A 24,723-nucleotide genomic window follows, 5' to 3' on the forward strand; every position below is an offset into this window, starting at 1 on the left:
TCAATTCCTTTCCAAGAGGGCTAGCATGCGCTATCGGCAAGGACCAGTCCGAAGCAAATCAGGCGCTCCCCGAACCGACTGACGAGACATGTTCCCTATGAAGACAATCGCGACATTCGCCGCGGTCACTCTGCTGCTCGCCACGCCCGCCCATGCCATCGTTGGCGGCGGCACGCCGCAGGCCGATGGCGTGGCGCGCGCCGTCGTCACCATCGTCGGCTCGCGCGGCAATTCCTGCACCGGCACTCTGATCGCGCCGAAGATCGTATTGACTGGCGCTCACTGCGTGCCGCCGGGCGCGGACTACAAGATCGTCGATCGCAGCGGTGGGGCACCGCAATTGCTGAACGTGCGCACCATCGCGATCCATCCGGGCTACAAAGCGCAGGCGCACCGCGCCGGTGCAGACGTGGCGCTGTTGCAACTGGAAATTCCACTCAAGGGAAAATCGGCGGTGCCGGTCGGCGCGCCGAATATTCCGATCCAGGTCGGTAGCCGTTTCGTCATTGCCGGTACCGGTGTCACCGTGCGCGGTGATGGTAGGAGCGGCGGGGCCACGCGCGTCGCGGGCCTTGTCGTCACGGGCCAGCCCGGCACGCTTCAGATCCGCCTGGTCGATCCCGTAACCAACGGTGTTCGCGACGGAATTGGCGCTTGTACCGGCGATTCCGGTGGTCCTGTGTTCGAGGACAAGCCGAACGGCGCCGTGCTTGTCGGTGTCATCAGCTGGGCGACGGGACCGAACGCCGGCGATGGCTGTGGCGGATTGACGGGGGTCACGCCGCTCACGCTCTACCGCGACTGGATCTTGCAGACCGCGCGGAGCTGGGGTGCGGCACTGTGATTTGACCGCGACTTGATCTATGTCATTTTGAAGCGGAAGCGCGGCGGGTGATCATGCCGGCCGCGGAGGAAACGCGTCGTCCGTCAAGGGCGGCCACAAAAACAAGCAAGGCATAGAAGCAACAATGAATGTCGCTGTTCGCAGTCACGCCACGGCCAAACAAGCTTCTGAACATTTCGACGTGCTGATCGTCGGCGCCGGCATTTCCGGCATCGGCAGCGCCTATCACATCAACAAGCAACTTCCGGGCACGAGCTACGTCATCCTGGAAACGCAGGCGACATTCGGCGGCACCTGGAGCACGCATCGTTATCCCGGCATCCGCTCGGACAGCGATCTCCATACGTTCGGCTATAGCTTCAAGCCCTGGGTCGGGCCGCCGATCGCGACCGCTGAAGAAATCCTCGCCTACATGAACGAGGTGATCGACGACAACGATATCGCGCGGCATATCCGCTACAAGCACAAGATCAATTCCGCGAGCTGGTCGAGCGAGAAGAATCTCTGGACCATCGACGCCGTGACGACCGACACAGGTGAGGCAAAGACCTTCACGGCGAACTTCCTCTGGATGTGCCAGGGCTATTACCGTCATTCGGAAGGCTACACGCCGGAATGGAAGGGCACCGATCGCTTCAAAGGCCGCATCGTCCATCCGCAGACCTGGCCTGATGATCTCGATCTTACGAACAAGAAGGTCGTGGTGATTGGCTCGGGCGCCACCGCGGCAACGCTGGTGCCGAACATCGCGGATCAGTGTGCGCATGTCACCATGCTGCAGCGTTCGCCGACCTATTTTCGCCTCGGCCGCAACGCCATCGAGATCGCGGAGGAGCTGCGCCGGCTTCAGGTCGACGAGGCCTGGATCCACGAGATCGTTCGGCGCAAGATTTTGTTCGAACAGGATGCCTTCACGAAACTCTGCGTGTCCAAGCCCGAGCAGGTCAAGAAGGACCTGATCGGCCAGATCAGTGCGGTGCTCGGTCCCGACTACGACGTCGAGACGCACTTCACGCCGACCTACCGGCCGTGGCGGCAGCGCATCGCCTTCGTGCCCGATGCCGATCTGTTCAAGGGCATCGCCAGCGGCAAGGCCTCCGTCGTCACCGACGAGATCGAATGCTTCGTCGAGAACGGCATCCAGCTCAAATCCGGCAAGCTGCTGGAAGCCGATGTCATCGTCACCGCGACCGGCTTCAATCTCGCCGCGCTCGGCGACATCGCCTTCGAAATCGACGGCAAGCCGCTGGCGTTCGGCGACACCGTCACCTATCGCGGCATCATGTTCACGGGCGTTCCGAACATGGTCTGGGTGTTCGGCTATTTCCGCGCCAGCTGGACGCTGCGCGTCGATCTCGTCGCCGACTTCGTCTGCCGGCTTCTCGGTCATATGAAGACCAAGGGCGCGAAGAAGGTCGAGGTGCGCTTGCGCGCCGAAGACCACAACATGCCGATCCTGCCCTGGATCGATCCGGAGAACTTCAACCCCGGCTATATGATGCGCAACATGGACCTGTTGCCCAAGCGCGGCGACAAGCCGGAATGGCAGCACAGCCAGGATTACTGGACCGAAAAGGACGAGATCCCGAAGACGGATCTGGATGACAAGGCGTTTGTGTATAGGTGAGGGCGCTGCTTGTGTGAGGGGCGGATGTGATCGCCACACACTCCGCTGTCGTCCCGGGGCGCGAAGCGAACCCGGGACCCATAGCTACAGGGAGAAGTGGTTCCGGGCACTCGGAGTTGCCGACTCGCGGAAGATTGCTTCCTGTGGTTATGGGTCCCGGATCGGCGCTTCGCTTCGCTACGCTTGTCCGGGACGACACTGTCGGTTGGGTGAGCGGCGTACCAACTCATCCACACCGCAGCCCTACGAATTCCTTCGCGTCGCGTTCGCCGCAATCGCCGCCGCCGCCGTCCGGTTCTCCACGCCGAGCTTGGCGTAGATCTGCTCGAGATGCTTGTCGACCGTGCGCGGGCTGAGGCCCAGGATTTGCGCGATGTCGCGGTTGGTCTTGCCCTTGCTGAGCCAGGCCAGCACCTCGCCCTCGCGGGTGGTGAGCCCGAGTTCGCTGGTGAATTCCGGCGGCAGCGCGGTGCCGGACTCCCTGGAGAGCCGCAGCAGGAATTCGTTCGGTGCGGTTTCGCCCATGTAATAGAGCCGAAGCTGCGGATTGTCGGGCAAGGAGGCTCCTTGCGACTTCGAGCTGCCCTTGGCCCTGGCCTGCTCCAGCCATAGCAGCAGCGATGGCGGCAGGACGAAGTCGTCGGCCTGTGCGCCGTGATGATCGGACAGCAGCTTCTGCGCCTGCGGCGTCGCCCACAGCACATGGCCCTGGCGATCGACCGCGAACAGGAACCGGCCGGAGACGTCAAGCGCTGCGCGCGCGCTCTGGGTCAGGCGGGCATTGCCGAGATGGACGCGGATGCGCGCCAGCATTTCCTCGATCACGATCGGCTTTGTCACGTAATCGACGCCGCCGGCCTCTAGCCCACGAACGATATGCTCGGTTTCGGCGAGCCCCGTCATGAAGATCACGGGGACATTGGCAAGACCGGCATCGCGCTTGAGCCGGCGGCAAGTCTCGAAGCCATCGATGCCGGGCATCACGGCATCGAGCAGCACGATGTCGGGCGTGATCTGGTCGATGATGCGGATCGCCGCCGCGCCGTCGAGTGCCACCATCACCGTCATGCCGGCGCCGTCCAGCGCGTCGGTGAGCAGCCGCAGCGTCTCGGGAGAGTCATCCACGACGAGCGCGACGTCACGCTTTTTCGACTCAATGTTCATGCGCATGCAACGTCTTCAATGTGGCCATGTACTGCTCGAGATCGAAGCGGTCGACCAGCGACCGCATCTGTGCGACGAAGTCGGCATGTTCCGGATGCTCGCTGCCGATCTCGTCCAGCTTCAATTGGATGCCCTTGACGTAGCCGATCCGGCCGAGCCCGATCAGCGCCTCGATGTGCCGCGCCGGCGGCCTTGATCCGCTTTCGGGGCGCCAGAACGGCACCGCGATCTCGTCCGAGCCGTATTGCCATTCGATCTTGAGGAGCTGGCGGATCGTCTCCAGGAGCCTGGGGATGTCGATCGGCTTCATTAAATAGCCGTCGTGGAAAGGCTGCGCCAGCGGCGCGCCGTGGGCCTCGATCGCGCTGGCCGACACCATCAGGATGCGCGCCTGGTGATGGCCGTTCGCGCGCAAGGCCTCCGCGACGGCCCAGCCGTCCATGGCGGGCATCGAGATGTCGAGCAGGAACAGATCGGGCCGGCAATGCTGCGCCAATGCGAGGCAGCCGGGGCCATCCGGCGCGCTGAGCAGGATGAAGCCGAGCGGGGTCAGCACCTCGCGCAGGAGGTCGCGATGGACGGGGTCGTCGTCGGTGATGAGGATGGTTTTGCGCGCGCCGTGATAGCCGGAGATCGGGGCCTCCACCGGCGCGATGCGCTGGGGATTGATGACCTCCGAGAGCAGGATCTTGACCTTGAACGTTGAGCCGGTGCCGACCGTGCTCATGACCTTGATATCGCCGCCCATCACACCGGCGAGCAGACGGCTGATGGTCAGGCCGAGGCCGGTGCCGGTTTGCGGCTGCGAGATGCCGAGCGCACCGCGCTCGAACGGCGCGAAGATGCGTTCGAGATCGTCGCCCTGGATGCCGGGACCGGTGTCGATCACCTCGAACTCGGCAACGGGGCTGCGATAGTGTACGACGAACTGCACGCTGCCGGTCTGGGTGAACTTGATGGCGTTCGAGAGCAAATTGATCAACACCTGGCGCAGCCGCTTCTCATCGGCATAGACCACCAGCGGCAAATACGCCGGCCGCCTGAACACGAAGTCGATGCCCTTGGCAGCGGCCTGAAGGCGGAACATGCCCACCAGCTGATCGAGGAACTCGCTGAAGCGCACCTCGTCGCGCGACAGATACAGCCGTCCGGCCTCGATCTTGGAGATGTCCAGAATGCCGTCGATCAGGCCGGAGAGGTGGTCGGCACTGCGGCGAACGACGCGGACCTGATCGCGCGGCTTGGTGTTGAGCGTCGTGTCCTGCTCCAGGAGTTGGGCATAGCCGCTGATCGCGTTCAGCGGTGAGCGCAGCTCGTGGCTCAGGCCCACCACGTAGCGGCTCTTGGCGAGGTTGGCGGATTCGGCAACCTCCTTGGCGCGCTGCAGCTCGGCGTCGGTGCGCTTGTGGGCGTCGATCTCCTGGATCAGCAGCGCGGTCTGTCGCCGGGTCTCCTCCTCGGCGGCCCGGCGGCTCTGCTGCGCCAGCACGAACAGCCACGCCACCACACCGATGATGATGCTGAGGGAGAAGAACACCTTCCAGAGCACGTCGGAGACGAGACTATTCTCGCCATGCACGCTCGCCGAGGTCTGCAGATAGATCAGGCCCAGCACCAGCGCGACGAGGCCGGCGGAGACCACGAACACGCCGACATAATGGCCGAGTTGCGAATTGATGCGCGCGTAGATCGGCTGCGGCAGCAGCTTGCCCAGCGTCTCCGATACCTGCGCCTGGATCCGCGCGTGCGGCTTGCAGAGATCGTGGCAGCGGGCATCCAGCGAGCAGCACAAGGAGCAAATCGGTCCGGCGTAAGCGGGGCAGGAGGCCATGTCCTCCGGCTCGAACGCGTGCTCGCAGATGCAGCACTGGATCGCCTCAATGTCCTGCCAGCTCCGCTTCGGCTTGCGCGCGATGTAATATTTGCCGTCCGTGGCCCACGCAATCAATGGCGCGGCGACGAAGGCAACGGCCAGCGCTATGAAGGCTGACAGCGCCTTCGCGGTAGGTCCGAACAGGCCGTAAAAGGCGCTGATGGAAACAATGGTCGCGATCGTCATCGCACCCACGCCGACCGGATTGACGTCGTAGAGATGCGCGCGTTTGAATTCGATCTGCTGTGGCCGCAATCCAAGCGGCTTGTTGACGACGAGGTCAGCGACCAGCGCACCGACCCAGGCGATCGCGACGTTCGAATAGAGCGCGAGCGTCTGCTCAAGGGCCTTGTAGACGCCGATCTCCATCAATAGCAGCGCCACGATGACGTTGAAGACCAGCCAGACGACGCGGCCGGGATGGCTGTGGGTCAAGCGCGAGAAGAAGTTCGACCAGGCGATCGAGCCGGCATAGGCGTTGGTGACGTTGATCTTCACCTGGGACAGGATCACGAACGTGCCGGTCAACGCCAGCGCGAGGTCAGGCTGCGACAGCACATAGCGGAACGCTTCGAGATACATATGGGCGGGCTCGGCGGCCTCCTCGGGCGGCACCCCGTGGCTGAGCGCGAAGAAGGCGAGGAACGAACCCGCCAGGAGTTTCAGCGCGCCCAGCACGATCCAGCCCGGTCCTGCGCTCATCAGCGCCACCCACCAGGAGGTTTTGGACGCGCGGCGGTCGCGCGGCAAAAATCGCAGGAAGTCGACCTGCTCGCCGATCTGCGCCACCAGCGAAAACACCACCGAGGCCGCGACCCCGAACAGCAGCAAGTCGAAATGCCCGTTGAGGTCGCCGTGCTCGCCCGAGAACTTGCGCCACTCCGTAAAGGAGTGCGGGTTGTGCCAGGCGATCGCCGCGAACGGAATGATGTGGAGCACGATCCATAGGGGCTGCGTCCACAATTGGAAGCGGCTGATCAGCGTGATGCCGTAGGCCACCAGCGGGATGATGACGACGGCGCTGATGAGGTAGCCGATCGGCCGCGGAATCCCGAAGCACATCTCGAGCGCGGACGCCAGGATCACGGCTTCGATCGCAAAGAAGATGAAGGTGAAGGACGCGTAGATCAGCGAGGTGACGGTGGAGCCGATATAGCCGAAGCCGGCGCCCCGCGTGAGCAGGTCGATGTCGATGCCGCATTTAGCGGCATAATAGGCGATTGGCACGCCACAGCAGAAGATGATGGTCGAGACCACCAGGATGGCGGCGGCGGCGTTGGTGACGCCATAGTTCAGCGTGATGGTGCCGCCGATCGCCTCCATCGCCAGGAACGAAATCGCGCCCAGCGCCGTGTTGGCGACCCGGGCGGCGGACCAGCGGCGCGCGCTCTTGGCCGTGAAGCGCAGCGCGTAGTCCTCCAGCGTCTGGTTGGCGACCCATTGGTTGTACTGGCGCCTGACGCGGTCTATTCGCTGCCGCCCTGCCACGCTTTACCCCACTCTCGATACGAACCCGGATCCCTCGCAAATTCCGTACCAAAAGCCTACGTCGGCATTTTGCGGTGCAGTATACGCGATCTTGCGTATGCTGGCGCTGCATAGATCCGAGCCATCCTCACGGCACCAATCGCGTGTCCTCGAACAAAAGTGGGGTGCTCATGTCAGACGAACCAAACAAGGGCCTTTTGTCGCCGCTCCGGCGCAAACTATTGATGGGAATGGCCGCCGTGCCGGCCATCACGATGCTGCCGCGGGCATCCTTTGCGCAGGCTCCCGCGACCTCGGCGGTCAACACCACCGGCCTTGCGGTCACCGACACCGAGGTCACGGTCGGCATCCTGCATTCGGCGACCGGCACCATGGCCATCTCCGAGACCGGGTCGATTGAGGCCGAAAAGCTCGCCATCGAGCAGATCAATGCCGCCGGCGGCGTGCTCGGGCGCAAGATCAAGTTCATCCAGGAGGACGGCGCCAGCGATTGGCCGACCTTTGCGGAAAAGGCCAAGAAGCTGCTGGTCAACGACAAGGTCGCGGCGATCATGGGATGCTGGACCTCGGCCTCGCGCAAGGCCGTGCTGCCGGTCATGGAGCAGTATAACGGCATGCTCTATTACCCCACCTTCTACGAAGGCCTCGAGCAGTCCAAGAACGTCATCTACACCGGCCAGGAGGCGACCCAGCAGATTCTCGCCGGCCTGAACTGGATCGCCAAGGAAAAGGGCGCGAAATCGTTCTTCTTCATCGGCTCCGACTACATCTGGCCGCGCACCTCGAACAAGATCGCGCGCAAGCACGTCGAGAACGTGCTGAAGGGCAAGGTGGTCGGCGAGGAGTACTATCCGCTCGGCAACACCCAGTTCAACTCGGTCATCAACAAGATCAAGCTGACCAAGCCCGACGTGATCTTCACCGACGTCGTGGGCGGCTCGAACGTCGCCTTCTACAAGCAGCTCAAGGCCGCCGGCATCGACCTCTCCAAGCAGGCGCTGCTGACGATCTCGGTGACCGAAGACGAGATCGACGGCATCGGCGGCGAGAACATCGCGGGTGCCTATGCCTGCATGAAGTACTTCCAGTCGCTCGACAATCCGAACAACAAGACCTTCGTGCCGGCGTTCAAGAAGGCGTGGGGCGAGAAGACGGTCATTGGAGACGTCACCCAGGCTGCCTATCTCGGCCCGTGGCTGTGGAAGTTGACGGTGGAGAAGGCGGGTTCCTTCGACGTCGACAAGATCGCAGCGGCTTCGCCCGGCGTCGAGTTCAAGGGCGCGCCGGAAGGCTATGTGCGCATCCACGAGAATCATCACCTCTGGTCGAAGACCCGGGTGGGACGCGCCAAGCTCGATGGCCAGTTCGAGCTGATCTACGAGACCGCCGATCTCGTCGAGCCGGATCCGTTCCCGAAGGGCTACCAGTAAGCCGCGGCGCCCGTCGCGCTTTTCCTCAAGTCCAACCGCTCCCTGGCGTGGACCGCAAATCCATGCCCAAGACCCCCGCGTCGCGAGCCTGCTCGCGACGCGGGACCCTTATCCCCGACGGAGGACATCGATGTTCGGCGACTACTCGCTTGGTGATCTCGGCTCCATCTTCGTCATGCAGGGCTTTGCGGGACTGATCCTGTTCTCGGTCTACGTCCTGATGGCGCTCGGGCTTGCCATCATCTTCGGCCAGATGGGCGTCATCAACATGGCCCATGGCGAGTTCATGATCCTCGGGGCCTATGTCACCTGGATGACCTCGAATGTCTTCCAGTCCTATTTGCCGGGCTTGTTCAGCGGCTATTTCTTCCTTGCGATGATCCTGGCCTTTGTCGCGTCCGGTGCGTTGGGGATGCTGGTGGAGTGGGTGCTGATACGGCATCTCTACAAGCGCCCGCTGGATACGCTGCTTGCCACCTGGGGCCTCAGCCTGATGCTGCAGCAGGCCTATCGCTCCGTGTTCGGCGCGCGTGAGGTCGGCGTCGAGCTGCCGCAATGGATGCTGGGCTCGCTGCACGTCACCGACAGCATCGAAGTGCCCATCAACGGCGTCTTCGTGATGTGTCTCACCGTGCTGATCACTCTCTCGGTCGCCTACGTCATGTACATGTCGCGCTGGGGCCGCCAGGTCCGTGCGGTGGTGCAGAACCGCATCATGGCCGGCGCGGTCGGCATCAACACCGAGAAGGTCGACCGCTACACGTTCGGGCTCGGTTGCGGCATCGCCGGAATCGCCGGAAGCGCCTTCACCATGATCGGCTCGACCGGGCCGACCTCCGGACAGCTCTACATCGTGGACACGTTCCTGGTCGTCGTGTTCGGCGGCGCCGCGAGCCTGCTCGGCACCATCGCCTCCGCGTTCTCGATCTCGCAGACGCAATCGACGCTCGAATTCTTCATGTCGGGCTCGATGGCCAAGGTCCTGACGCTGCTCGCTGTCGTCGGCATCCTGATGCTGCGGCCGCAGGGTCTCTTCGCCCTCAAAGTCCGCAAGTAACGAGAAGCAGGCAAGTCATGATCAACTCACGCTTCTTCAATCGGTCCGAGCTCATCGGCTTCATTGTCCTGGCCGCCGTGCTGTTCGTGATCCTGCCGCTGTCGCTGGATGTGTTCCGCCTCAACCTGGTCGCGAAATACCTCACCTACGCCTTCGTCGCGCTTGGCCTCGTGCTGTGCTGGGGCTATGGCGGCATCCTGAGCCTCGGGCAGGGCGTGTTCTTCGGTCTCGGCGGCTACTGCATGGCGATGTTTCTCAAGCTGGAGGCGTCCAGCGTCGAGAACACGAAGATCCAGTCGACGCCCGGCATCCCCGATTTCATGGACTGGAATCAGATCACGTCGCTGCCGTTGTTCTGGCAACCATTCCACAGCCTCACCTTCACCATCCTCGCCATCATCCTGGTCCCCGGCCTGTTCGCGCTGATCATCGGCACCGCGATGTTCAAGCGCCGTGTCGGCGGCACCTATTTCGCGATCATCACCCAGGCCGTCGCCGCCATCCTGACCATCCTGATCGTCGGGCAGCAGGGCTATACCGGCGGCATCAACGGCATGACGGATCTGCGTACCCTCAAGGGATGGGACATCCGGCCCGACCACGCCAAGGTCATCCTGTACTTCGTCGAGGTGGTGCTGCTGTTCGCCTGCATCGGCATCGCGCAGTTCATCCGCCTGACCAAGCTCGGCCGCATCCTGGTGGCGATGCGCGAACAGGAGGACCGCGTCCGCTTCTCCGGCTACAGCGTCGCCAACTTCAAGATCTTCGCCTTCTGCATGGCCGCGGTCTTCGCCGCGATCGGCGGCGCCATGTTCGCGCTCAATGTCGGTTTCATGTCGCCCTCCTTCGTCGGCATCGTGCCGTCGATCGAGATGGTGATCTACACCGCGGTCGGCGGGCGCATGTCGATCTTCGGTGCGATCTGGGGCGCCATCCTGGTGAATTTCGCCAAGACCAGCCTGTCGGAATCCTTCCCGCAACTGTGGTTGTTCGGCCTCGGCGCGCTGTTCATCGCCGTCGTGCTCGCGTTCCCAAATGGTTTGTCCGGGCTCTGGGCCGATTACGTGCAGCCGCGGATTGATCGGCTGTTCGCCTCGCGCAAGCGGAAGCCGGGCTGGAGCGACAATTCGGTCGCCGACGGCGCACCGGCAGAGTGAGGAGGCCATCATGCTCGTTGGACACCACGATGCCGATGCCACGCTGGCAGTGAGGAGATAGATCCATGCTCGTCGGTCATCAACCCAAGGAATTCCTGCTCGCTGTCTCCGGATTGACCGTCTCGTTCGACGGGTTCAAGGCGGTCAACGATCTCTCCTTCTATGTCGAGGAGAACGAGATCCGCGTCATCATCGGTCCCAACGGCGCCGGCAAGACCACGGTGCTCGACCTGATCTGCGGCAAGACCAAGGCGACCTCGGGCTCGATCCAGTTTCGTGGCAAGGAGCTCACGAAGATGAGGGAGAACGAGATCGTGCAGACCGGCGTCGGACGCAAATTCCAGACGCCATCGGTGTTCGAGGATCTCACCGTGTTCGAGAACCTCGAGATCTCGTTCCCGCGTGGCCGCACCGTTTTCGGCTCGTTGACCTTTCAGCGCGACCAGCTCGTGAAGGATCGGGTCGAGGAGGTCGCCGAGATGATCTTCCTCAAGGACAAGCTCAACACCTATGCCGACGAGCTCAGCCATGGCCAGAAGCAGTGGCTGGAGATCGGCATGCTGCTGATCCAGGACCCGGACTTGCTGATGCTCGACGAGCCGGTCGCCGGCATGAGCGTGTCCGAGCGCGCCAAGACCGCCGAGCTGCTCAACCGCATCATCAAGAACCGCTCGGTGCTGGTGATCGAGCACGACATGAAGTTCGTCGAAGACATCGCCCACAAGGTCACCGTGCTGCACCAGGGCCAGATCCTCTCCGAAGGGACGATGGAGAAGGTCAAGAACGATCCCAAGGTCATCGAAGTCTATCTGGGGCACTGACGTGGTGAGAGCCAGCGAGTCCGCAGCGGCATTGACGGTGCACCTCTCCCCTTGTGGGAGAGGTCGGATCGCATCGTCAGATGCGATCCGGGTGAGGGGTCTCTCTCCGCGCGTCGAACTGCCTGTCGCATCCGCGGATGCAAACCCCTCATCCGTCGCGGACTTCGTCCGCGCCACCTTCTCCCACAAGGGGAGAAGGAAGGCATACCGAGTCTAGGAGCACGCTGATGCTGGCAATTTCAGATCTTCACGTCGCCTACGGCCAGAGCGAGGTGCTGCACGGGCTCAACGTCAAGGTCGCGCCCAACGAGATCGTGGCGATCATGGGCCGCAACGGCATGGGCAAGACCACGCTGATGAAGTCGCTGATGGGCATCCTTCCGGCCAGGAGCGGTTCGGTGACCATGGACGGTGCCGAGCTCGGTAACCTCAAGAGCTACGAGCGCGTCGCCAAAGGCCTCGCCTATGTGCCGCAGGGCCGCATGATCTTCTCCACCATGACGGTGAAGGAGAACATCGAGACCGGCCTCGTCGTCGCGGGCGAATCCGAGGTGCCCGGCGACATCTACGAATTGTTTCCGGTCCTGCTCGAGATGAAGGGCCGCCGCGGCGGCAATCTCTCCGGCGGCCAGCAGCAGCAGCTCGCCATTGCGCGTGCGCTCGCAACCAAGCCGAAGGTGTTGCTGCTGGATGAGCCGACCGAAGGCATCCAGCCCTCCATCATCAAGGAGATGGCGCGCACCCTGAAACGCATCCGCGACGAGAAGGGGCTCTCGATCGTCGTCTCCGAGCAGGTCCTGAGCTTCGCGCTCGACATTGCCGACCGCGTGCTGGTGATCGAGAACGGCGAGATCGTGCGTGACGATCCGCGCGATGCCGTCGATGCCGCACAGGTCTCGAAATATCTGTCCGTCTAACCAACCATGTAAAAGGGGAGCATCTCGATGCCAGAGACACTGATCAAGGTCGATCTCACCAAGTCGGCTTACGAAAATGACATGGTGCACAACCGCTGGCACCCCGACATTCCGATCGTAGCCTGGGTCAATCCCGGCGACGATTTCATCATCGAGACCTATGACTGGACCGGCGGCTTCATCAAGAACAACGATTCCGCCGACGACGTGCGCGATATCGACCTGTCGATCGTGCACTTCCTGTCCGGCCCGATCGGCGTCAAGGGCGCCGAGCCCGGCGATCTCCTCGTCGTCGACCTGCTCGACGTCGGTCCGATGAAGGAGAGCCTGTGGGGCTTCAACGGCTTCTTCTCCAAGCAGAATGGCGGCGGCTTCCTCACCGACCATTTCCCGCTGGCGCAGAAATCGATCTGGGACATCAAGGGCCTCTATACGTCGTCACGCCACGTGCCCGGCGTGAATTTCGCCGGCCTGATCCATCCCGGCCTGATCGGCTGTTTGCCCGATCCGAAGATGCTGGAGACCTGGAACAAGCGCGAGGCCGAGCTGATCTCGACCAATCCGACCCGCGTCCCGGGCCTTGCCAACCCGCCGTTCGCGCCGACCGCCCATGGTGGCCGCGCCAAGGGCGACGTCAAGGCCAAGATCGGCGCCGAGGGGGCGCGCACGGTGCCGCCGCGCGAGCATGGCGGCAATTGCGACATCAAGGATCTCTCCCGCGGCTCGAAGATCTACTTCCCGGTCTATGTGCCGGGCGCGGGTCTTTCGATGGGCGATCTGCACTTCAGCCAGGGTGACGGCGAGATCACCTTCTGCGGCGCCATCGAGATGGCCGGATGGCTGCATCTGAAGGTCGAGGTGATCAAGGACGGCATGTCGAAATACGGCATCAAGAACCCGATCTTCAAGCCGTCGCCGATCACGCCGAACTACAAGGACTATCTGATCTTCGAGGGCATCTCGGTCGACGAGGCCGGCAAGCAGCATTATCTCGACGTCCATATCGCCTATCGCCAGGCGTGCTTGAATGCGATCGAGTATCTGAAGAAGTTCGGCTATTCCGGCGCCCAGGCCTATTCGATCCTCGGCACCGCGCCGTGCCAGGGCCACATCTCCGGTGTGGTCGACGTGCCCAATGCCTGCGCCACGCTGTGGCTGCCGACCGAGATCTTCGACTTCGACGTGATGCCGTCGGCGGCAGGTCCCATCAAGCACATCACCGGCGATATCCAGATGCCGATCTCGCCCGACAAGTAGCCGATGCGCTCCCTCTCCCCGTTCTTACGGGGAGAGGGTTGGGGTGAGGGGCTGTCTCCACACGAATGGTGGCAGCGAGTTGTATGAACAGGCAAGAGCTTAGGTGATGCGATGCCGGTCTACGAATATCTCTGTGACGACTGCGGACCTTTTACGGACCTGCGCCCGATGGCCGAGTGCGACGATCCGCAAAGCTGCCCGCGCTGCGAGACGTCGGCGCCGCGCGTGATTCTGACCGCGCCGAACTTCTTCTGCATGCCGGCCGAGAAGCGCAAGGCGCATGCCGTCAACGAGCGCAGCACCCACGCGCCGCAGACGCTCGCGCAATACAAGGCCTCGCACGCTCCCGGCTGCAGCTGCTGCTCCACAGGCAAAACCGTGAAGGACAAGAACGCGTCAGACAAGAAGAAGCCGGCGCGGCCGATGACCAAGACCGGGAGCGGCGCCAAGGGTTTCCCGATGGCACGGCCCTGGATGATCAGCCATTAGCGCGCGATGACCTCAAACCAATAAACGACAGGAGCGCTCAACATGCTTCACGGTGACATTTCGAGCAGTAACGATACCGTCGGCGTCGCCGTGGTGAACTACAAGATGCCCCGCCTGCACACCAAGGCCGAGGTGCTCGACAATGCCCGCAAGATCGCCGACATGGTGGTGGGCATGAAGACCGGCCTGCCCGGCATGGACCTCGTGATCTTCCCCGAATATTCCACGCAAGGCATCATGTACGACTCCAAGGAGATGTACGAGACGGCGTGCGCCGTGCCCGGCGAGGAGACCGCGATCTTCGCCGAGGCCTGCCGCAAGGCCAAGGTGTGGGGCGTGTTCTCGCTGACCGGTGAACGACATGAGGAGCACCCGAACAAGGCGCCCTACAACACCTTGATCTTGATGAACGACAAGGGCGAGATCGTGCAGAAGTACCGCAAGATCATGCCATGGGTGCCGATTGAAGGTTGGTATCCAGGCAATTGCACCTATGTCTCCGATGGTCCGAAGGGGATGAAGGTCAGCCTGATCATCTGCGACGACGGCAATTTTCCGGAGATCTGGCGCGACTGCGCCATGAAGGGTGCCGAGCTGATCGTGCGCTGCCAGGGCTACATGTATCCGGCCAAGGAGCAGCAGGTTCTGATCTCGAAGGCCATGGCGTGGGCCAACAACGTCTATGTCGCCGTCGCCAATGCCGCCGGTTTCGACGGCGTCTATTCCTATTTCGGCCACTCCGCGATCATCGGCTTCGACGGCCGTACGCTCGGCGAATGCGGCGAGGAGGATTACGGCATCCAGTACGCACAGCTGTCGAAACACCTGATCCGCGATGCGCGCCGCAACGGCCAGTCGCAGAACCATCTCTACAAGCTGGTCCACCGCGGCTACACCGGCATGATCAATTCCGGCGAAAGCCCGCGCGGTGTCGCGGCGTGCCCGTATGATTTCTACAAGAACTGGATCAAGGATCCCGAAGGGACGAGGGACATGGTCGAGGCGATGACCCGCTCGACCCCCGGTACGGACGAATGTCCGATTGACGGCATCCCGAATGGGTCGTCTCCGAGCAATTACTGAGCCCATGAGGTGGACGGTCAACCCTTGATGTGAATGGCCGTCCACAAGTGTGGACGTACTCGTGCGTCCGTATGTGCGCGAATTGGGAATGGCGCCCGGCAAAACCGTGGCGCGGTTACAACATGGACTGTTGAATCTGCCCGAATTGGGGGGCCCGTTGGCAGATTTTCGATGCCCCGTAGTTCTACCGCCCCTCCTCTTCGCCTAAGTTCCCCGCGGCGCCGCTGGGGAGCGCCGCGGGGTGAGGAACGAGCGTGGGGGCTTGGTTGCGATCGAGCGGGGGGAGTTGCTCGCGCCGGAGTGCCGCGGCAATGCGCGTGGCATTCGGGGCCGGCTTCGTCTCGAGCGCAATCGTTATGGCGAGCCCAGTCGGGGCCCAGCAGGTCTTCAACGGATCACAGACCACGCCGAACGGCATCGTCAACGGCGGGGGCGGCGTCTGGGACAACACGACGACCAACTGGACCGACTTCTTTGGAGCGACCAGCACGGCCTATGATCCCGCATCAGCCGGCACGCTGTTCGGAAGCAGCGCTCCCTCGACGCCGGCGACGGGCGGCACGGTGACGGTTACGCCGGGCGGCGTGCAGCTCACCAGCCTCGTGGGCTTCGACCTCACCGCCGACGGCTCGATCTACACCATTCAGGGCGGCGACCTCAGGCTGGCTGCGGGCGGCACCACGTTCGTCACCAACGATGTGACCGGCACCAGCGATCCCTCGGCCGCGATCGTTTCGCGCATTGTCGGCAGCGACGGCATCAATGTTCAGGGACCAGGTACCCTGGCGCTGCTCGGCGCGAACTCCTATACCGGCGGCACCTTCATCTGCAATTGCGGATCCCTGCAGCTCGGTGACGCGACCCACACCGCGAGCATGGTCGGCGCCGTCACCAACGAGGGCCTCTTCAGCATCGTCAATGCCGACACGTCGGGAATCACGTCGATCCTGAACGCCTTCTCCGGCACGACGATGTTCCTCAACGCAACCTCCGCCAGCTCGATCGTGATCACCAACAACGGGCAGGTGTATTTCGGCGATCCGCTCGGGGGTGGAGCCGACACCGCGACGGCCGGTCGGGCCACCATCATCAATGACGGCGGCCTGATCGGCTTCTTCGGACGGACTAATGCAGGCGCGGCCAACATCACCAACCAGAATGGCGGCGGCACGATATTCATCGAGCAATCTTCGGCGGGCTCGGCGACGATCGTGAACAAGGATTTTGGCGGTACCGTGTTTGGGACGTTCGCCGGCTCCGACACGGCGACCGCCGGCAATGCAACCATCATCAATGAAGCGGATGGTCTCACCGATTTCGGCGCATTCACCACGGCCGGCAATGCCACGATCATCACCAAGGACGGCGGCAGGACCGAATTCTTCGACAACTCCACCGGCGGCAACGCACGCTTCATCACCACCGGGACCGGCGTCGTCGATTTCGGTGGAGGCACCGGTCCGGCCGGCGATGGTCGCATCACCGCAGGATCGATCGAAGGCAGCGGCTTCTACTATATCGGCGGCGGCAATACCCTCGTCGTCGGCGGTAACAACCTCTCGACCGAGGTCAGCGGCGTCATCGGTGATACCTGCGGTTGCGGTCCCGTCGGCCCCGGCTCGCTGGAAAAGGTCGGCAGCGGCACGTTGATCCTCTCGGGCGCGAATACCTACACCGGCACGACCACGGTGAACGGCGGCATCCTGCGGGTCGATGGTGACATCTCGCAGTCGAGCCTGACCACCGTGAATGCAGGTGGTGCGTTGTTCGGCGCCGGAATCGTTGGCAATACCCTCATCGCCAACGGCGGCATCTATGCGCCCGGCGACGGCGGCCCGGGCTCGAGCATGCAGGTTCAGGGCGATCTCACGCTTCAGTCCGGCTCGGTCTATGTGGTGCAGGTCGGTAGCGGATCCAGCACGAGCCACGCGCTCGTCACCGGCAATGTCGCGCTGGACGGCACTGTCGGCGTCGCGCTGTATCCGGGCGCCGCGGTGATGAAGCACTATTCGATCATGAACTTCTTCGGCACCTCCGTCGGGAATTTTTCGGGCGTTGCCGCGCCGGGCGGCCTCATCGGCACGACGAGCGTCGGATCGAACGAGGTCTTCCTCGATTTCACGCTAAACTACGGCGCGAAATACGCGCTCAACGTCAACCAGCAGAACGTCGCGACGACCCTTCAGAACTTCTTCAACACCAATGGCTTCCTGCAGGCCGAACTCGCGGGTCTTGGTCCCGGAGGCCTGACGCAGGCCTCGGGTGAATCCGCAACGGGATCGCAGCAGGCGACTTTCAATGCGATGAACCTGTTCATGAGCCTGTTGACCGACGTCTTCAGCTCAGGACGCAGCGGCACGCCTGGCGCGTCGCCATTTGCCGCGGACGCGAATGCGCGCGGCAAGAGCGCGCGCGACGCCTTCGCCTCGATCTACCGCAAGGCACCGGCGGCAACCTTCGAGCAGCGCTGGGATGTGTGGACGGCCGGCTATGGCGGCTCGCAGACCACGGACGGCAATGCCGGCCTCGGCTCGAACAACACGAGCAGCAGTATATACGGCACAGCCGTGGGCCTCGATTACCGCTTCTCGCCGTCGACGATTGCGGGCTTTGCACTCGCAGGCGGTGGGACCGCTTTCAACGTCAACGGGCTCGGCTGGGGTCGCTCCGACCTGTTCCAGGCCGGTGCCTTCGTGCGTCATACGGCCGGACCGGCCTACATCACGGCGGCGCTCGCCTATGGCTGGCAGGACGTCACGACCAACCGCGTCGTGACGGCTGCCGGTTACGACCAGTTGCGGGCGCAGTTCAACGCCAACGCGATCTCGGGCCGCATCGAGGGCGGCTATCGCTATGCCATGCAGTGGGCCGGCGTCACGCCCTATGCCGCGCTCCAGGCCACCTTATTCAGCCTTCCGACCTATGCAGAGGCAGCCGTGGTCGGCAGCAATGTCTTCGCGCTCAACTATGCCGCCAAGGACGTGACCAGCACCCGTACCGAGCTCGGCCTGCGCGCGGACAGGTCGTTTGCCGCGGCCGGTGGCCTCATGACCCTGCGCGGCCGCCTCGCCTGGGCGCATGACTACAATCCGGACCGCACTGTGGGCGCGGTGTTCCAGACCCTGCCGGGATCGGCTTTCGTCGTGAACGGTGCCGCCCAGGCGCGCGACTCGGCTCTGACCACCGCATCAGCGCAGATGAACTGGATGAACGGCTGGTCTGCATCGGCGACGTTCGAGGGAGAGTTCTCGAACCTCACCCGCTCCTACGCCGGCAAGGGCGTCGTGCGCTACGCGTGGTGAGGCATGGTCGCCTCCCTTGAGAGGGAGGACAGGGGAGGCGTCACTGCTTCTTCTGCGGCGGCTTGCGCGGCGGGCGCGGGGCGGCAGCGGGGGCCGGCGTCCCACTCATCTTGTTGGCGGCCTCGCTGACGTCGAGCAGCGAGCGACGGATGTCCTCGAGGTAGCCGGCCGATTTCTTCCTCATCGTGTCGGCGAGCTCGTGCAGCCCCTGTATCTTTTCGAACAGCTCGTCGGCCTTGCCGTCAACGAAGCCGGGCACCACGCCCTCGATCTTCGTGACCGCCTTGTCGAAGCCCGCGAAGGCGGTGTCGACCTTGGCCATGACGGAGTCGATTTCGCCACCCTTGCTCCGGAGGTCGGCGGTGTAGTCCTCGAACGTGCGCAGGCCCTCCTTGATCGCGGGGGCGTTGCTGACGATGGTGCGGTCGACACTGTGCAGGGTGTCGACGATGGACTCGGCGTCGCTGAGATCGGCGGTCAGCACGGGGACGCCGTCCGAGTCCAGCGGCACCGGCGGCGCGGAAGGCGCGCCCCCGATCAGCGAGATCGCGGCAACGCCGGTGAGGCCCTGGAACTCGATGCCCGCCACGGTGTCCTTGCGGATCGGCGCGGTGTTGTCGAGCATCACCAGCGCCACGATCCTGCGCGGATTGTCCAGCTTGATCGACAGGATCTGGCCCGCGGGCACGCCGTCGAAATTGACCGGCCCGCCGCGGCGCAGTCCGCTGGCCGAGCCGCCTTCGAATACCACGCGCAACTGGCTGCGGCTCTGGATGGTGCGCCATTTCTGCACGCCGAGCAGGCCGCCGAACGCCACGGCGATCACCGCCAGCGTCGCCGTTCCGATCACCAGATTACTCGCGCGTGCCATCAGGCGATTCTACGGCCAAAGCGGGGAAGTTGGAAGGAGCCCCCCATGGTAGGTAGGGCGGGTTAGCGAAGCGTAACCCGCCGTTTTCGCCGCAGCAGTCGTGTGAATTGGCGGATTACGCTGGCGCTAATCCTCCCTACGGCCTCAATGCCCGGCAACCCGCCTGGCCGCAGCATTGTTCAGCACGATCAGCGCATCGACCGCTACGCCCGTCCTGGTGTTGATCAGGAACGGGTTGATGTCGATCGAGGCGATCCGGTCGCCGGCATCCGCGATCAAATTGGACAGGCCGACCAGCGCCTTCACCGCGGAGGCCTCGTGCAGGGCCGGCTTGCCGCGATAGCCGCGCAGCTTGATGCCGGCCTTGGTGCGGCCGATCAGGACCCGCGCCTCAGCCTCGTCCAGCGGCGCGCCGGCGAGCGCGACGTCCTTCATCAGCTCGATGTCGATGCCGCCAGTGCCGAACAGCACGACCGGTCCCATCTCGGCATCGAGCGAGGCGCCGACCACGAGCTCGAGCTCGGCCTTGACCTGCTGCGCGATCAGGATGCCGTCCAGCTTCGGCTTGCCCTTCAGCTTCGCGACCCGTGCGGTGATGTCGGCGAACGCCGTTTTCACCTCGGCGGCGCTGTTGAGGTTCAACACCACGCCGCCGATATCGGACTTGTGCAGGATCTCCGCGCTGACGAGTTTTGCCACGACCGGAAAGCCGATCCGCTTGGCGATCTTCACCGCCTCGGCCGCAGTCTGTGCGATCGCCTCCTTTGAGGTCGGAATGCCATAGGCCTTCAGGAGCTTCTTCGAGGCGACCTCGTCGAGCGCGGCACCGTTCGCTGACTTCAGCGCCTTCTCCAGCACGGCGCGCGCGGTGGGTTTCGAGCTCGAGACGATATCGGGCACCTCCTTGCGCAGCCTGGCGTAGTCGAGCAGCGACTTGATCGCGGTCACCGCCCGGTCCATGCCCTGCATGACCGCGAGATGCGGCAGCGATTTTCGCAAGGTCTTGGTGAACTCGGTGAAGCCGATCGACATCGCGCTGATATAGATCACGGGCTTGCCGCCCTGGCGCGCCATGTCGTTGACGATGCGCAAGTTGCGCTCGCGCAGCTCGTGCGGGGCTTTCGGTAGCTCGGCATCGACGATGACGATGTCGATATCGGGATCGTCGATCATGAGCTTGATCGACTTCATGTAGACGGAGGGATCGACCACCGCGGCAAAGCCGGCGTCGAGCGGATTGCCGACGATAGACCCCGGCCCGAGCATCTTTGCCAGCTCGGAGCCGACGTGCGGGCTGAGCGGCGCAAAGTCCAGGCCCTCGGCATAGAAGGCGTCAAGCAGCATGCCGCGCTTGCCGCCCGACAGCGTGACGGCCGCGAGCCGGTCGCCCTTGGGCACGCCACAATGAACGAAGCATTCGGTGGTCTCGATCAGCTCGTCGAGGCCTTTCACGCGGATCACGCCTTCGCGCGTCGCGACGGCGTCGAACGTCTCGATCGAGCCCGCGAGCGCGCCGGTATGCGCCATCGCCGCGGCGCGGCCGCCTTCGGATGCGCCGAGCTTGAGCGCGATCACCGGCTTGCTGGCGGCGCGCGCCGCCTTGCAGGCCTCGCGGAACGCCTTGGTGTTGCGCACGCCTTCGAGGTAGACGACGATCACCTTGATGCTCGGGTCCTCGGCGAAATAGCGCATCAGGTCCGGCGTCTCGAGCCCGGCCTCATTGCCGGTCGTGACCATGTAGCCGACACCGACACCTCGATCCTCCAGCGCCTGGCGGATCGCCATGACGATGGCGCCGGACTGCCCGGCGATCGCCACCGCGCCCTGTTCCATCGTGACGACACGATCGTCGATGTTGGTGAAGAGCTTCTCGCCGGCGCTCAGATTGCCGAGGCAATTCGGGCCGGTGACGGCAAGTCCCGTCTCACGTATCGCCGCTTGCAATTCGGCCGCGAGCTTCTGGCTTTCCTCGTCCTGCAACTCGCTGAAACCCGAGGTGACGATGGTGGCCGACCGCGCGCCGGCGGCCGCGGCATCGCGGATCACCTGGACGGCAAAGCGCGCTGGCACCAGCACCAGAACGTGATCCGGCTTTTCCGGGAGGCTCGCAAAGTCCTTGTAGCAGGGGACGCCCCAGATGGTTTCCCGCTTGGCGTTGACCGGATAGAGGCCGCCCTCGTAACCGTACTTGATCAGGTTATTCCAGATGCGTTCGGCATAATTGCCGGGCTTGTCGGTTGCGCCCACCAGCACGATGTTGTGCGGGTGCAGCATGGCATGGATGCCCTTGACGATCTCTCCGGCATCGGGCGACGGAGACCATGGGCGCGGAGAGACCGATGCGGCGGGCACTTGAGCTTCCATGCGCTTCCCTCACTTCTTGTTCTTGTTGCAACGCGCGCCCGCGCGCTGGCTTCGGGGGCTGATCGTGGCCGCTCCATGCCGCGAGACGGAATGGGCAGGATCTGACGATGAGGCTAGCATCACGAGACTTTTGGCGAAAGTGCGAACGGTCCGGCAAGATGCTAGGAAACCGTGACCCTCATTCTCTCAAATGGTGATCATGCCGCTGCTGTCCATCGTGGTGCCGACCCTCGATCGTCCCGACACGCTTCGCCACGCGCTCGCGACCATGGCGTGCCAGCCTGCGCATGCAGATTGCGAGTTCATCGTTCAGAACAATGGCGGCAATCCCGAGATTGCGAAGATGGTCACAGACCTCCAGGACGATCGCTTCAGACATTTTGCCAGCGAGACCGTTCTGACCATGACCGACAATTGGGAGGCGGCGCTCGGCCACGCCTCGGGCGAGTACGTCGCCTTCATCGGCGACGACGACGGGCTGATGCCCTATGCATGTGCCACGGCATCGGAGATGCTCTCCGGCCGAAACATCGATCTCCTGAGCTGGAGCGCCTACACCTATCACTGGCCGAGCTACTACCATCCGGCCTTCCGCAACCGGCTGCTCGCCGAGATCGACCTGACCTCGTCCGCACAGCGAGTTTCGTCGCGCGACGAACTGAGGCGCATCTTCGGTTTCCAGGCGAACTATACGCATCTGCCGATGATCTACAATTCGTTCGTCCGCCGCAGCATCATCGATCGGATGCGTGCGATCTGTGGCCGCTACTTCATCGGTCTATCGCCCGACGTGGCCTCCGGTATCGCCAACGCTGCACTGACCGACAGTTTCATCCGACTGTCGCGGCCTCTGAGCATGGCCGGGTTCTCGCAGCACAGCACCGGTCACGCGCTGTTCTTCGAGACCACTGATCTGCTCGAGACGCCGCGAGGGGCGCGCGATTTCGGACCCATCGACGAGGATCCCCAACTCCCCGATCTCAATGCCCTCCAGCTCTTCATCGCCAAGGACATGCTTGTCCTCAAGCGTCTGCTGCTGGCGGACGACGACGATGTGCGGCTCGACTTCAAGGCGCTGGCACAGGCGCTCGCGACCGACATCAACCATCGGCCGCCCCTGTATGATCGGACCGTTCAGACCATCGGCGAACTCGCCCGCAGGCATGGGTTCGACGTTGCTGACATCATCATTCCTGCCCGCCTTGCGGATCGGCCGCCACCCCGCGGGGGTGTTCGCGTGACCGGACCGAACCGTGTGGTTTACGAGCTGGATGGCTCCGCGCTTGGGCTCAATTCGATTGCGGATGCAGTGCGCGTGATCGCGCAGTTCGTTCCGGATCAGGGGCCGTTCGATCCGGCCGCTCTGAAGGCTCCCGTGTCCGCGCCGGTCCTCGGCGTAAAGGAGCTGGAATTCGCGCATGGCGGAGCGGGCGTCGCCGCGTTGATCGAGGGGTGGAGCGAGCCGGAGCAATGGGGCACCTGGTCCATTGCCAGGAATTGCGTGCTCCAATTCGAGGTCCATCCCATTCCGTCACGGCCAGTCGAGCTCGTGCTGGCGTGCCGGGCTTTCGTTTCCGATAGAAATCCGCAATTGCGGGCGGCCTGCCGCGTCGGCAACGGAGCGCCGCAGCAACTGACATTCTCGAGAGAGGCGTTCGCGGGCTTGCGCAGGTTGATGCTCGATCCCGCCGCGATTGCCGCCGACGGGACGTTGACGATCAGCCTGTCGCTATCCGATCCACGCTCGCCCGCGGATCTCGGACTGAGCTCCGACGCGCGGCCCCTCGGCGTCGGGCTCGAGCGGATCTGGCTCGATCACGATGTCCGTGCGGCAGGAGGTGAGTGATCGCCGCCCGCTCAGTACCCCAGCAGGCTCAGCTTGTGGGCGTAGTGAAAGACGACCTGCCTCGCGAGATAGGGGGCGATGGCGCGGCGAATCTGAATCTGTGTCGGATCGAAGCCGAGAGCGCGGCGCCGCAGGATGCCCATCTCCCGGACGCCGATCGCGTAGGTCGATGCCGTCTTCTGGGCATCATGGATTCGGAAGCAGGCGAGAAATCGCGGCAGGCGCACGAATTTGAATCCCGCGGCCTGCGCCCGCAGGATGAAGTCCCAATCCATCGCGTAGTGGAAGCTCTCGTCGATCGGACCGATTCTGTCCCACACGCGCCTGCGCCAGAACATCGTCTCCTGCGGGATATAGTCGGCATATTGCAGCGCGCGCCCGTCGTGGGGCGGCAGCACGGCACGGCCGACCTCGAGCCCCTCGCGATCGACGAAGACGCGATGGCCATAGACGATGTCGACATGCGGATGCGACGTGAAGTAGTTGGCGACATAGGCCAGCGTCCCCGGCAGCAGCATGTCGTCGCTGTTGAGATAGGCCATGATCTCGCTGTCGACGCCGGCGAAGCCGAGATTGATGGCGTTCGATTGTCCGCTGTCAGGTTCGCTCTTCCAGCTGATGCTCTCGCCGCGGCTCTTCAGGAGATCAGCCGTGCCGTCGATCGAGGCGCCGTCCTGCACGTGGTAATACAGGTTCGGATAGTTCTGGCTCACGATGCTGTCGATCGTGGCGCCGAGATATTGCGCCTGGTTGTAGCTCGGCGTGACCATCGCGATCCGCGGTGCATTCTCGTGGGTCGAGGGCGCTGGCGGGAAAGCCGTCAGGTTGAGCAAGCGCGGTGGATATTGCTCGAAGGTCCACATCGGCGGACGCCGCCAGAGGCTCCGGAGCGAGGAACGCCTTTGCCCGGCGGCGATGAGATCCTGATTCCTTTCCAGCAGCGCGACGCGATTTTCGAGCTGCTCCATTCGCTGTTCGAGGCGCTGCCTGAACTCGTCGTCCATCTATCGAGCTTTCGCAAATTACAACGTCCAAAAATCAATTGGACCTTCTTACAGGTCTCTGGTCGGCGGCGCCAGTTCACGGTCGCGTCAAACGCGATGGACCGGCGTGTCCGGCGCGGTTTGAGAGGG

17 protein-coding genes are annotated in these 24,723 nt (G+C 63.5%); 12 read left to right on the forward strand and 5 right to left on the reverse strand.

Translation table 11 applies throughout. From position 1 onward, the window contains the following. Window positions 1–97 precede the first annotated feature (97 nt). Together RAD04_RS27005 and RAD04_RS27010 are read left to right on the forward strand one after the other, a co-directional pair. Complete coding sequence (locus RAD04_RS27005; protein WP_461626215.1) at window positions 98–844, forward strand: S1 family peptidase; 747 nt, start codon at window positions 98–100, stop codon at window positions 842–844. 124 nt (window positions 845–968) lie between these two features. Then, a complete protein-coding gene (locus RAD04_RS27010) occupies window positions 969–2,471 on the forward strand; it encodes a flavin-containing monooxygenase (RefSeq protein WP_461626216.1) in 1,503 nt (500 codons plus the stop codon). Between the two features lie 243 nt (window positions 2,472–2,714). On the opposite strand, the gene RAD04_RS27015 is transcribed toward RAD04_RS27010, so the two are convergent. Both RAD04_RS27015 and RAD04_RS27020 read right to left on the reverse strand, forming a co-directional pair. Beyond that, the gene (locus RAD04_RS27015) at window positions 2,715–3,641 is read right to left on the reverse strand and encodes a response regulator (RefSeq protein ID WP_461626217.1); all 927 of its coding nucleotides are present in this window, start codon (window positions 3,639–3,641) and stop codon (window positions 2,715–2,717) included. Further along, the gene (locus tag RAD04_RS27020; protein WP_461626218.1) at window positions 3,625–6,996 is read right to left on the reverse strand and encodes a hybrid sensor histidine kinase/response regulator; all 3,372 of its coding nucleotides are present in this window, start codon (window positions 6,994–6,996) and stop codon (window positions 3,625–3,627) included. Before RAD04_RS27020 ends, RAD04_RS27015 begins: the two co-directional genes overlap by 17 nt. 170 nt (window positions 6,997–7,166) lie before the next feature. Here RAD04_RS27020 and urtA point away from each other — a divergent pair, with 170 nt between their 5' ends. The 9 genes from urtA to RAD04_RS27065 all read left to right on the forward strand — a co-directional run bounded on the left by urtA (window position 7,167) and on the right by RAD04_RS27065 (window position 18,509). After that, window positions 7,167–8,426: an urea ABC transporter substrate-binding protein gene (gene urtA, locus RAD04_RS27025; protein ID WP_271593985.1), complete on the forward strand. Its 1,260-nt coding sequence runs from the start codon at window positions 7,167–7,169 to the stop codon at window positions 8,424–8,426. Window positions 8,427–8,556: 130 nt separating this feature from the next. After that, the gene (urtB, locus tag RAD04_RS27030) at window positions 8,557–9,483 is read left to right on the forward strand and encodes an urea ABC transporter permease subunit UrtB (RefSeq protein WP_018316774.1); all 927 of its coding nucleotides are present in this window, start codon (window positions 8,557–8,559) and stop codon (window positions 9,481–9,483) included. A 17-nt stretch (window positions 9,484–9,500) separates the two neighbouring features. Next, window positions 9,501–10,640: an urea ABC transporter permease subunit UrtC gene (urtC, locus tag RAD04_RS27035; protein WP_461626219.1), complete on the forward strand. Its 1,140-nt coding sequence runs from the start codon at window positions 9,501–9,503 to the stop codon at window positions 10,638–10,640. A 65-nt stretch (window positions 10,641–10,705) separates the two neighbouring features. Continuing rightward, on the forward strand, window positions 10,706–11,461 hold the full coding sequence (gene urtD, locus RAD04_RS27040) for an urea ABC transporter ATP-binding protein UrtD (RefSeq protein WP_461616210.1): 756 nt from the start codon (window positions 10,706–10,708) through the stop codon (window positions 11,459–11,461). 227 nt (window positions 11,462–11,688) lie between these two features. Next, window positions 11,689–12,378 carry an urea ABC transporter ATP-binding subunit UrtE gene (gene urtE / locus RAD04_RS27045; RefSeq protein ID WP_018316777.1) on the forward strand — a complete coding sequence of 230 codons (690 nt, stop codon included), beginning with the start codon at window positions 11,689–11,691 and terminating at the stop codon, window positions 12,376–12,378. A gap of 27 nt (window positions 12,379–12,405) precedes the next feature. Continuing rightward, window positions 12,406–13,635, forward strand: coding sequence for a formamidase (gene fmdA / locus RAD04_RS27050; protein ID WP_461626220.1), 1,230 nt, complete (start codon window positions 12,406–12,408; stop codon window positions 13,633–13,635). A gap of 111 nt (window positions 13,636–13,746) precedes the next feature. Further along, window positions 13,747–14,124 carry an FmdB family zinc ribbon protein gene (locus RAD04_RS27055; RefSeq protein WP_461626221.1) on the forward strand — a complete coding sequence of 126 codons (378 nt, stop codon included), beginning with the start codon at window positions 13,747–13,749 and terminating at the stop codon, window positions 14,122–14,124. A gap of 42 nt (window positions 14,125–14,166) precedes the next feature. Then, complete coding sequence (locus RAD04_RS27060) at window positions 14,167–15,207, forward strand: aliphatic amidase (protein ID WP_461626222.1); 1,041 nt, start codon at window positions 14,167–14,169, stop codon at window positions 15,205–15,207. A 311-nt stretch (window positions 15,208–15,518) separates the two neighbouring features. After that, window positions 15,519–18,509 carry an autotransporter outer membrane beta-barrel domain-containing protein gene (locus tag RAD04_RS27065; RefSeq protein ID WP_461626223.1) on the forward strand — a complete coding sequence of 997 codons (2,991 nt, stop codon included), beginning with the start codon at window positions 15,519–15,521 and terminating at the stop codon, window positions 18,507–18,509. 40 nt (window positions 18,510–18,549) lie between these two features. On the opposite strand, the gene RAD04_RS27070 is transcribed toward RAD04_RS27065, so the two are convergent. Continuing rightward, complete coding sequence (locus RAD04_RS27070; RefSeq protein WP_461626224.1) at window positions 18,550–19,380, reverse strand: MlaD family protein; 831 nt, start codon at window positions 19,378–19,380, stop codon at window positions 18,550–18,552. 144 nt (window positions 19,381–19,524) lie between these two features. Then, the gene (locus RAD04_RS27075; protein ID WP_461626225.1) at window positions 19,525–21,744 is read right to left on the reverse strand and encodes an acetate--CoA ligase family protein; all 2,220 of its coding nucleotides are present in this window, start codon (window positions 21,742–21,744) and stop codon (window positions 19,525–19,527) included. Window positions 21,745–21,943: 199 nt separating this feature from the next. Between RAD04_RS27075 and RAD04_RS27080 the strand changes: the two genes are divergently transcribed. Continuing rightward, the gene (locus tag RAD04_RS27080) at window positions 21,944–23,590 is read left to right on the forward strand and encodes a glycosyltransferase family 2 protein (protein ID WP_461626226.1); all 1,647 of its coding nucleotides are present in this window, start codon (window positions 21,944–21,946) and stop codon (window positions 23,588–23,590) included. Between the two features lie 11 nt (window positions 23,591–23,601). Here RAD04_RS27080 and RAD04_RS27085 read toward each other — a convergent pair whose 3' ends face one another. Further along, on the reverse strand, window positions 23,602–24,594 hold the full coding sequence (locus RAD04_RS27085; protein ID WP_461626227.1) for a glycosyltransferase: 993 nt from the start codon (window positions 24,592–24,594) through the stop codon (window positions 23,602–23,604). Window positions 24,595–24,723: the final 129 nt, after the last annotated feature.

Source organism: Bradyrhizobium sp. 25ACV, assembly GCF_054863005.1.

Bases quoted from the DNA above. Each gene is read 5' to 3' on its own strand.
- RAD04_RS27005 (WP_461626215.1), top strand. From the start codon at position 98: ATGAAGACAATCGCGACATTCGCCGCGGTCACTCTGCTGCTCGCCACG.
- RAD04_RS27010 (WP_461626216.1), top strand. From the start codon at position 969: ATGAATGTCGCTGTTCGCAGTCACGCCACGGCCAAACAAGCTTCTGAA.
- RAD04_RS27015 (WP_461626217.1), bottom strand. From the start codon at position 3,641: ATGCGCATGAACATTGAGTCGAAAAAGCGTGACGTCGCGCTCGTCGTG.
- urtA (WP_271593985.1), top strand. From the start codon at position 7,167: ATGTCAGACGAACCAAACAAGGGCCTTTTGTCGCCGCTCCGGCGCAAA.
- urtB (WP_018316774.1), top strand. From the start codon at position 8,557: ATGTTCGGCGACTACTCGCTTGGTGATCTCGGCTCCATCTTCGTCATG.
- urtC (WP_461626219.1), top strand. From the start codon at position 9,501: ATGATCAACTCACGCTTCTTCAATCGGTCCGAGCTCATCGGCTTCATT.
- urtD (WP_461616210.1), top strand. From the start codon at position 10,706: ATGCTCGTCGGTCATCAACCCAAGGAATTCCTGCTCGCTGTCTCCGGA.
- urtE (WP_018316777.1), top strand. From the start codon at position 11,689: ATGCTGGCAATTTCAGATCTTCACGTCGCCTACGGCCAGAGCGAGGTG.
- fmdA (WP_461626220.1), top strand. From the start codon at position 12,406: ATGCCAGAGACACTGATCAAGGTCGATCTCACCAAGTCGGCTTACGAA.
- RAD04_RS27055 (WP_461626221.1), top strand. From the start codon at position 13,747: ATGCCGGTCTACGAATATCTCTGTGACGACTGCGGACCTTTTACGGAC.
- RAD04_RS27060 (WP_461626222.1), top strand. From the start codon at position 14,167: ATGCTTCACGGTGACATTTCGAGCAGTAACGATACCGTCGGCGTCGCC.
- RAD04_RS27065 (WP_461626223.1), top strand. From the start codon at position 15,519: ATGCGCGTGGCATTCGGGGCCGGCTTCGTCTCGAGCGCAATCGTTATG.
- RAD04_RS27070 (WP_461626224.1), bottom strand. From the start codon at position 19,380: ATGGCACGCGCGAGTAATCTGGTGATCGGAACGGCGACGCTGGCGGTG.
- RAD04_RS27075 (WP_461626225.1), bottom strand. From the start codon at position 21,744: ATGGAAGCTCAAGTGCCCGCCGCATCGGTCTCTCCGCGCCCATGGTCT.
- RAD04_RS27080 (WP_461626226.1), top strand. From the start codon at position 21,944: ATGCCGCTGCTGTCCATCGTGGTGCCGACCCTCGATCGTCCCGACACG.
- RAD04_RS27085 (WP_461626227.1), bottom strand. From the start codon at position 24,594: ATGGACGACGAGTTCAGGCAGCGCCTCGAACAGCGAATGGAGCAGCTC.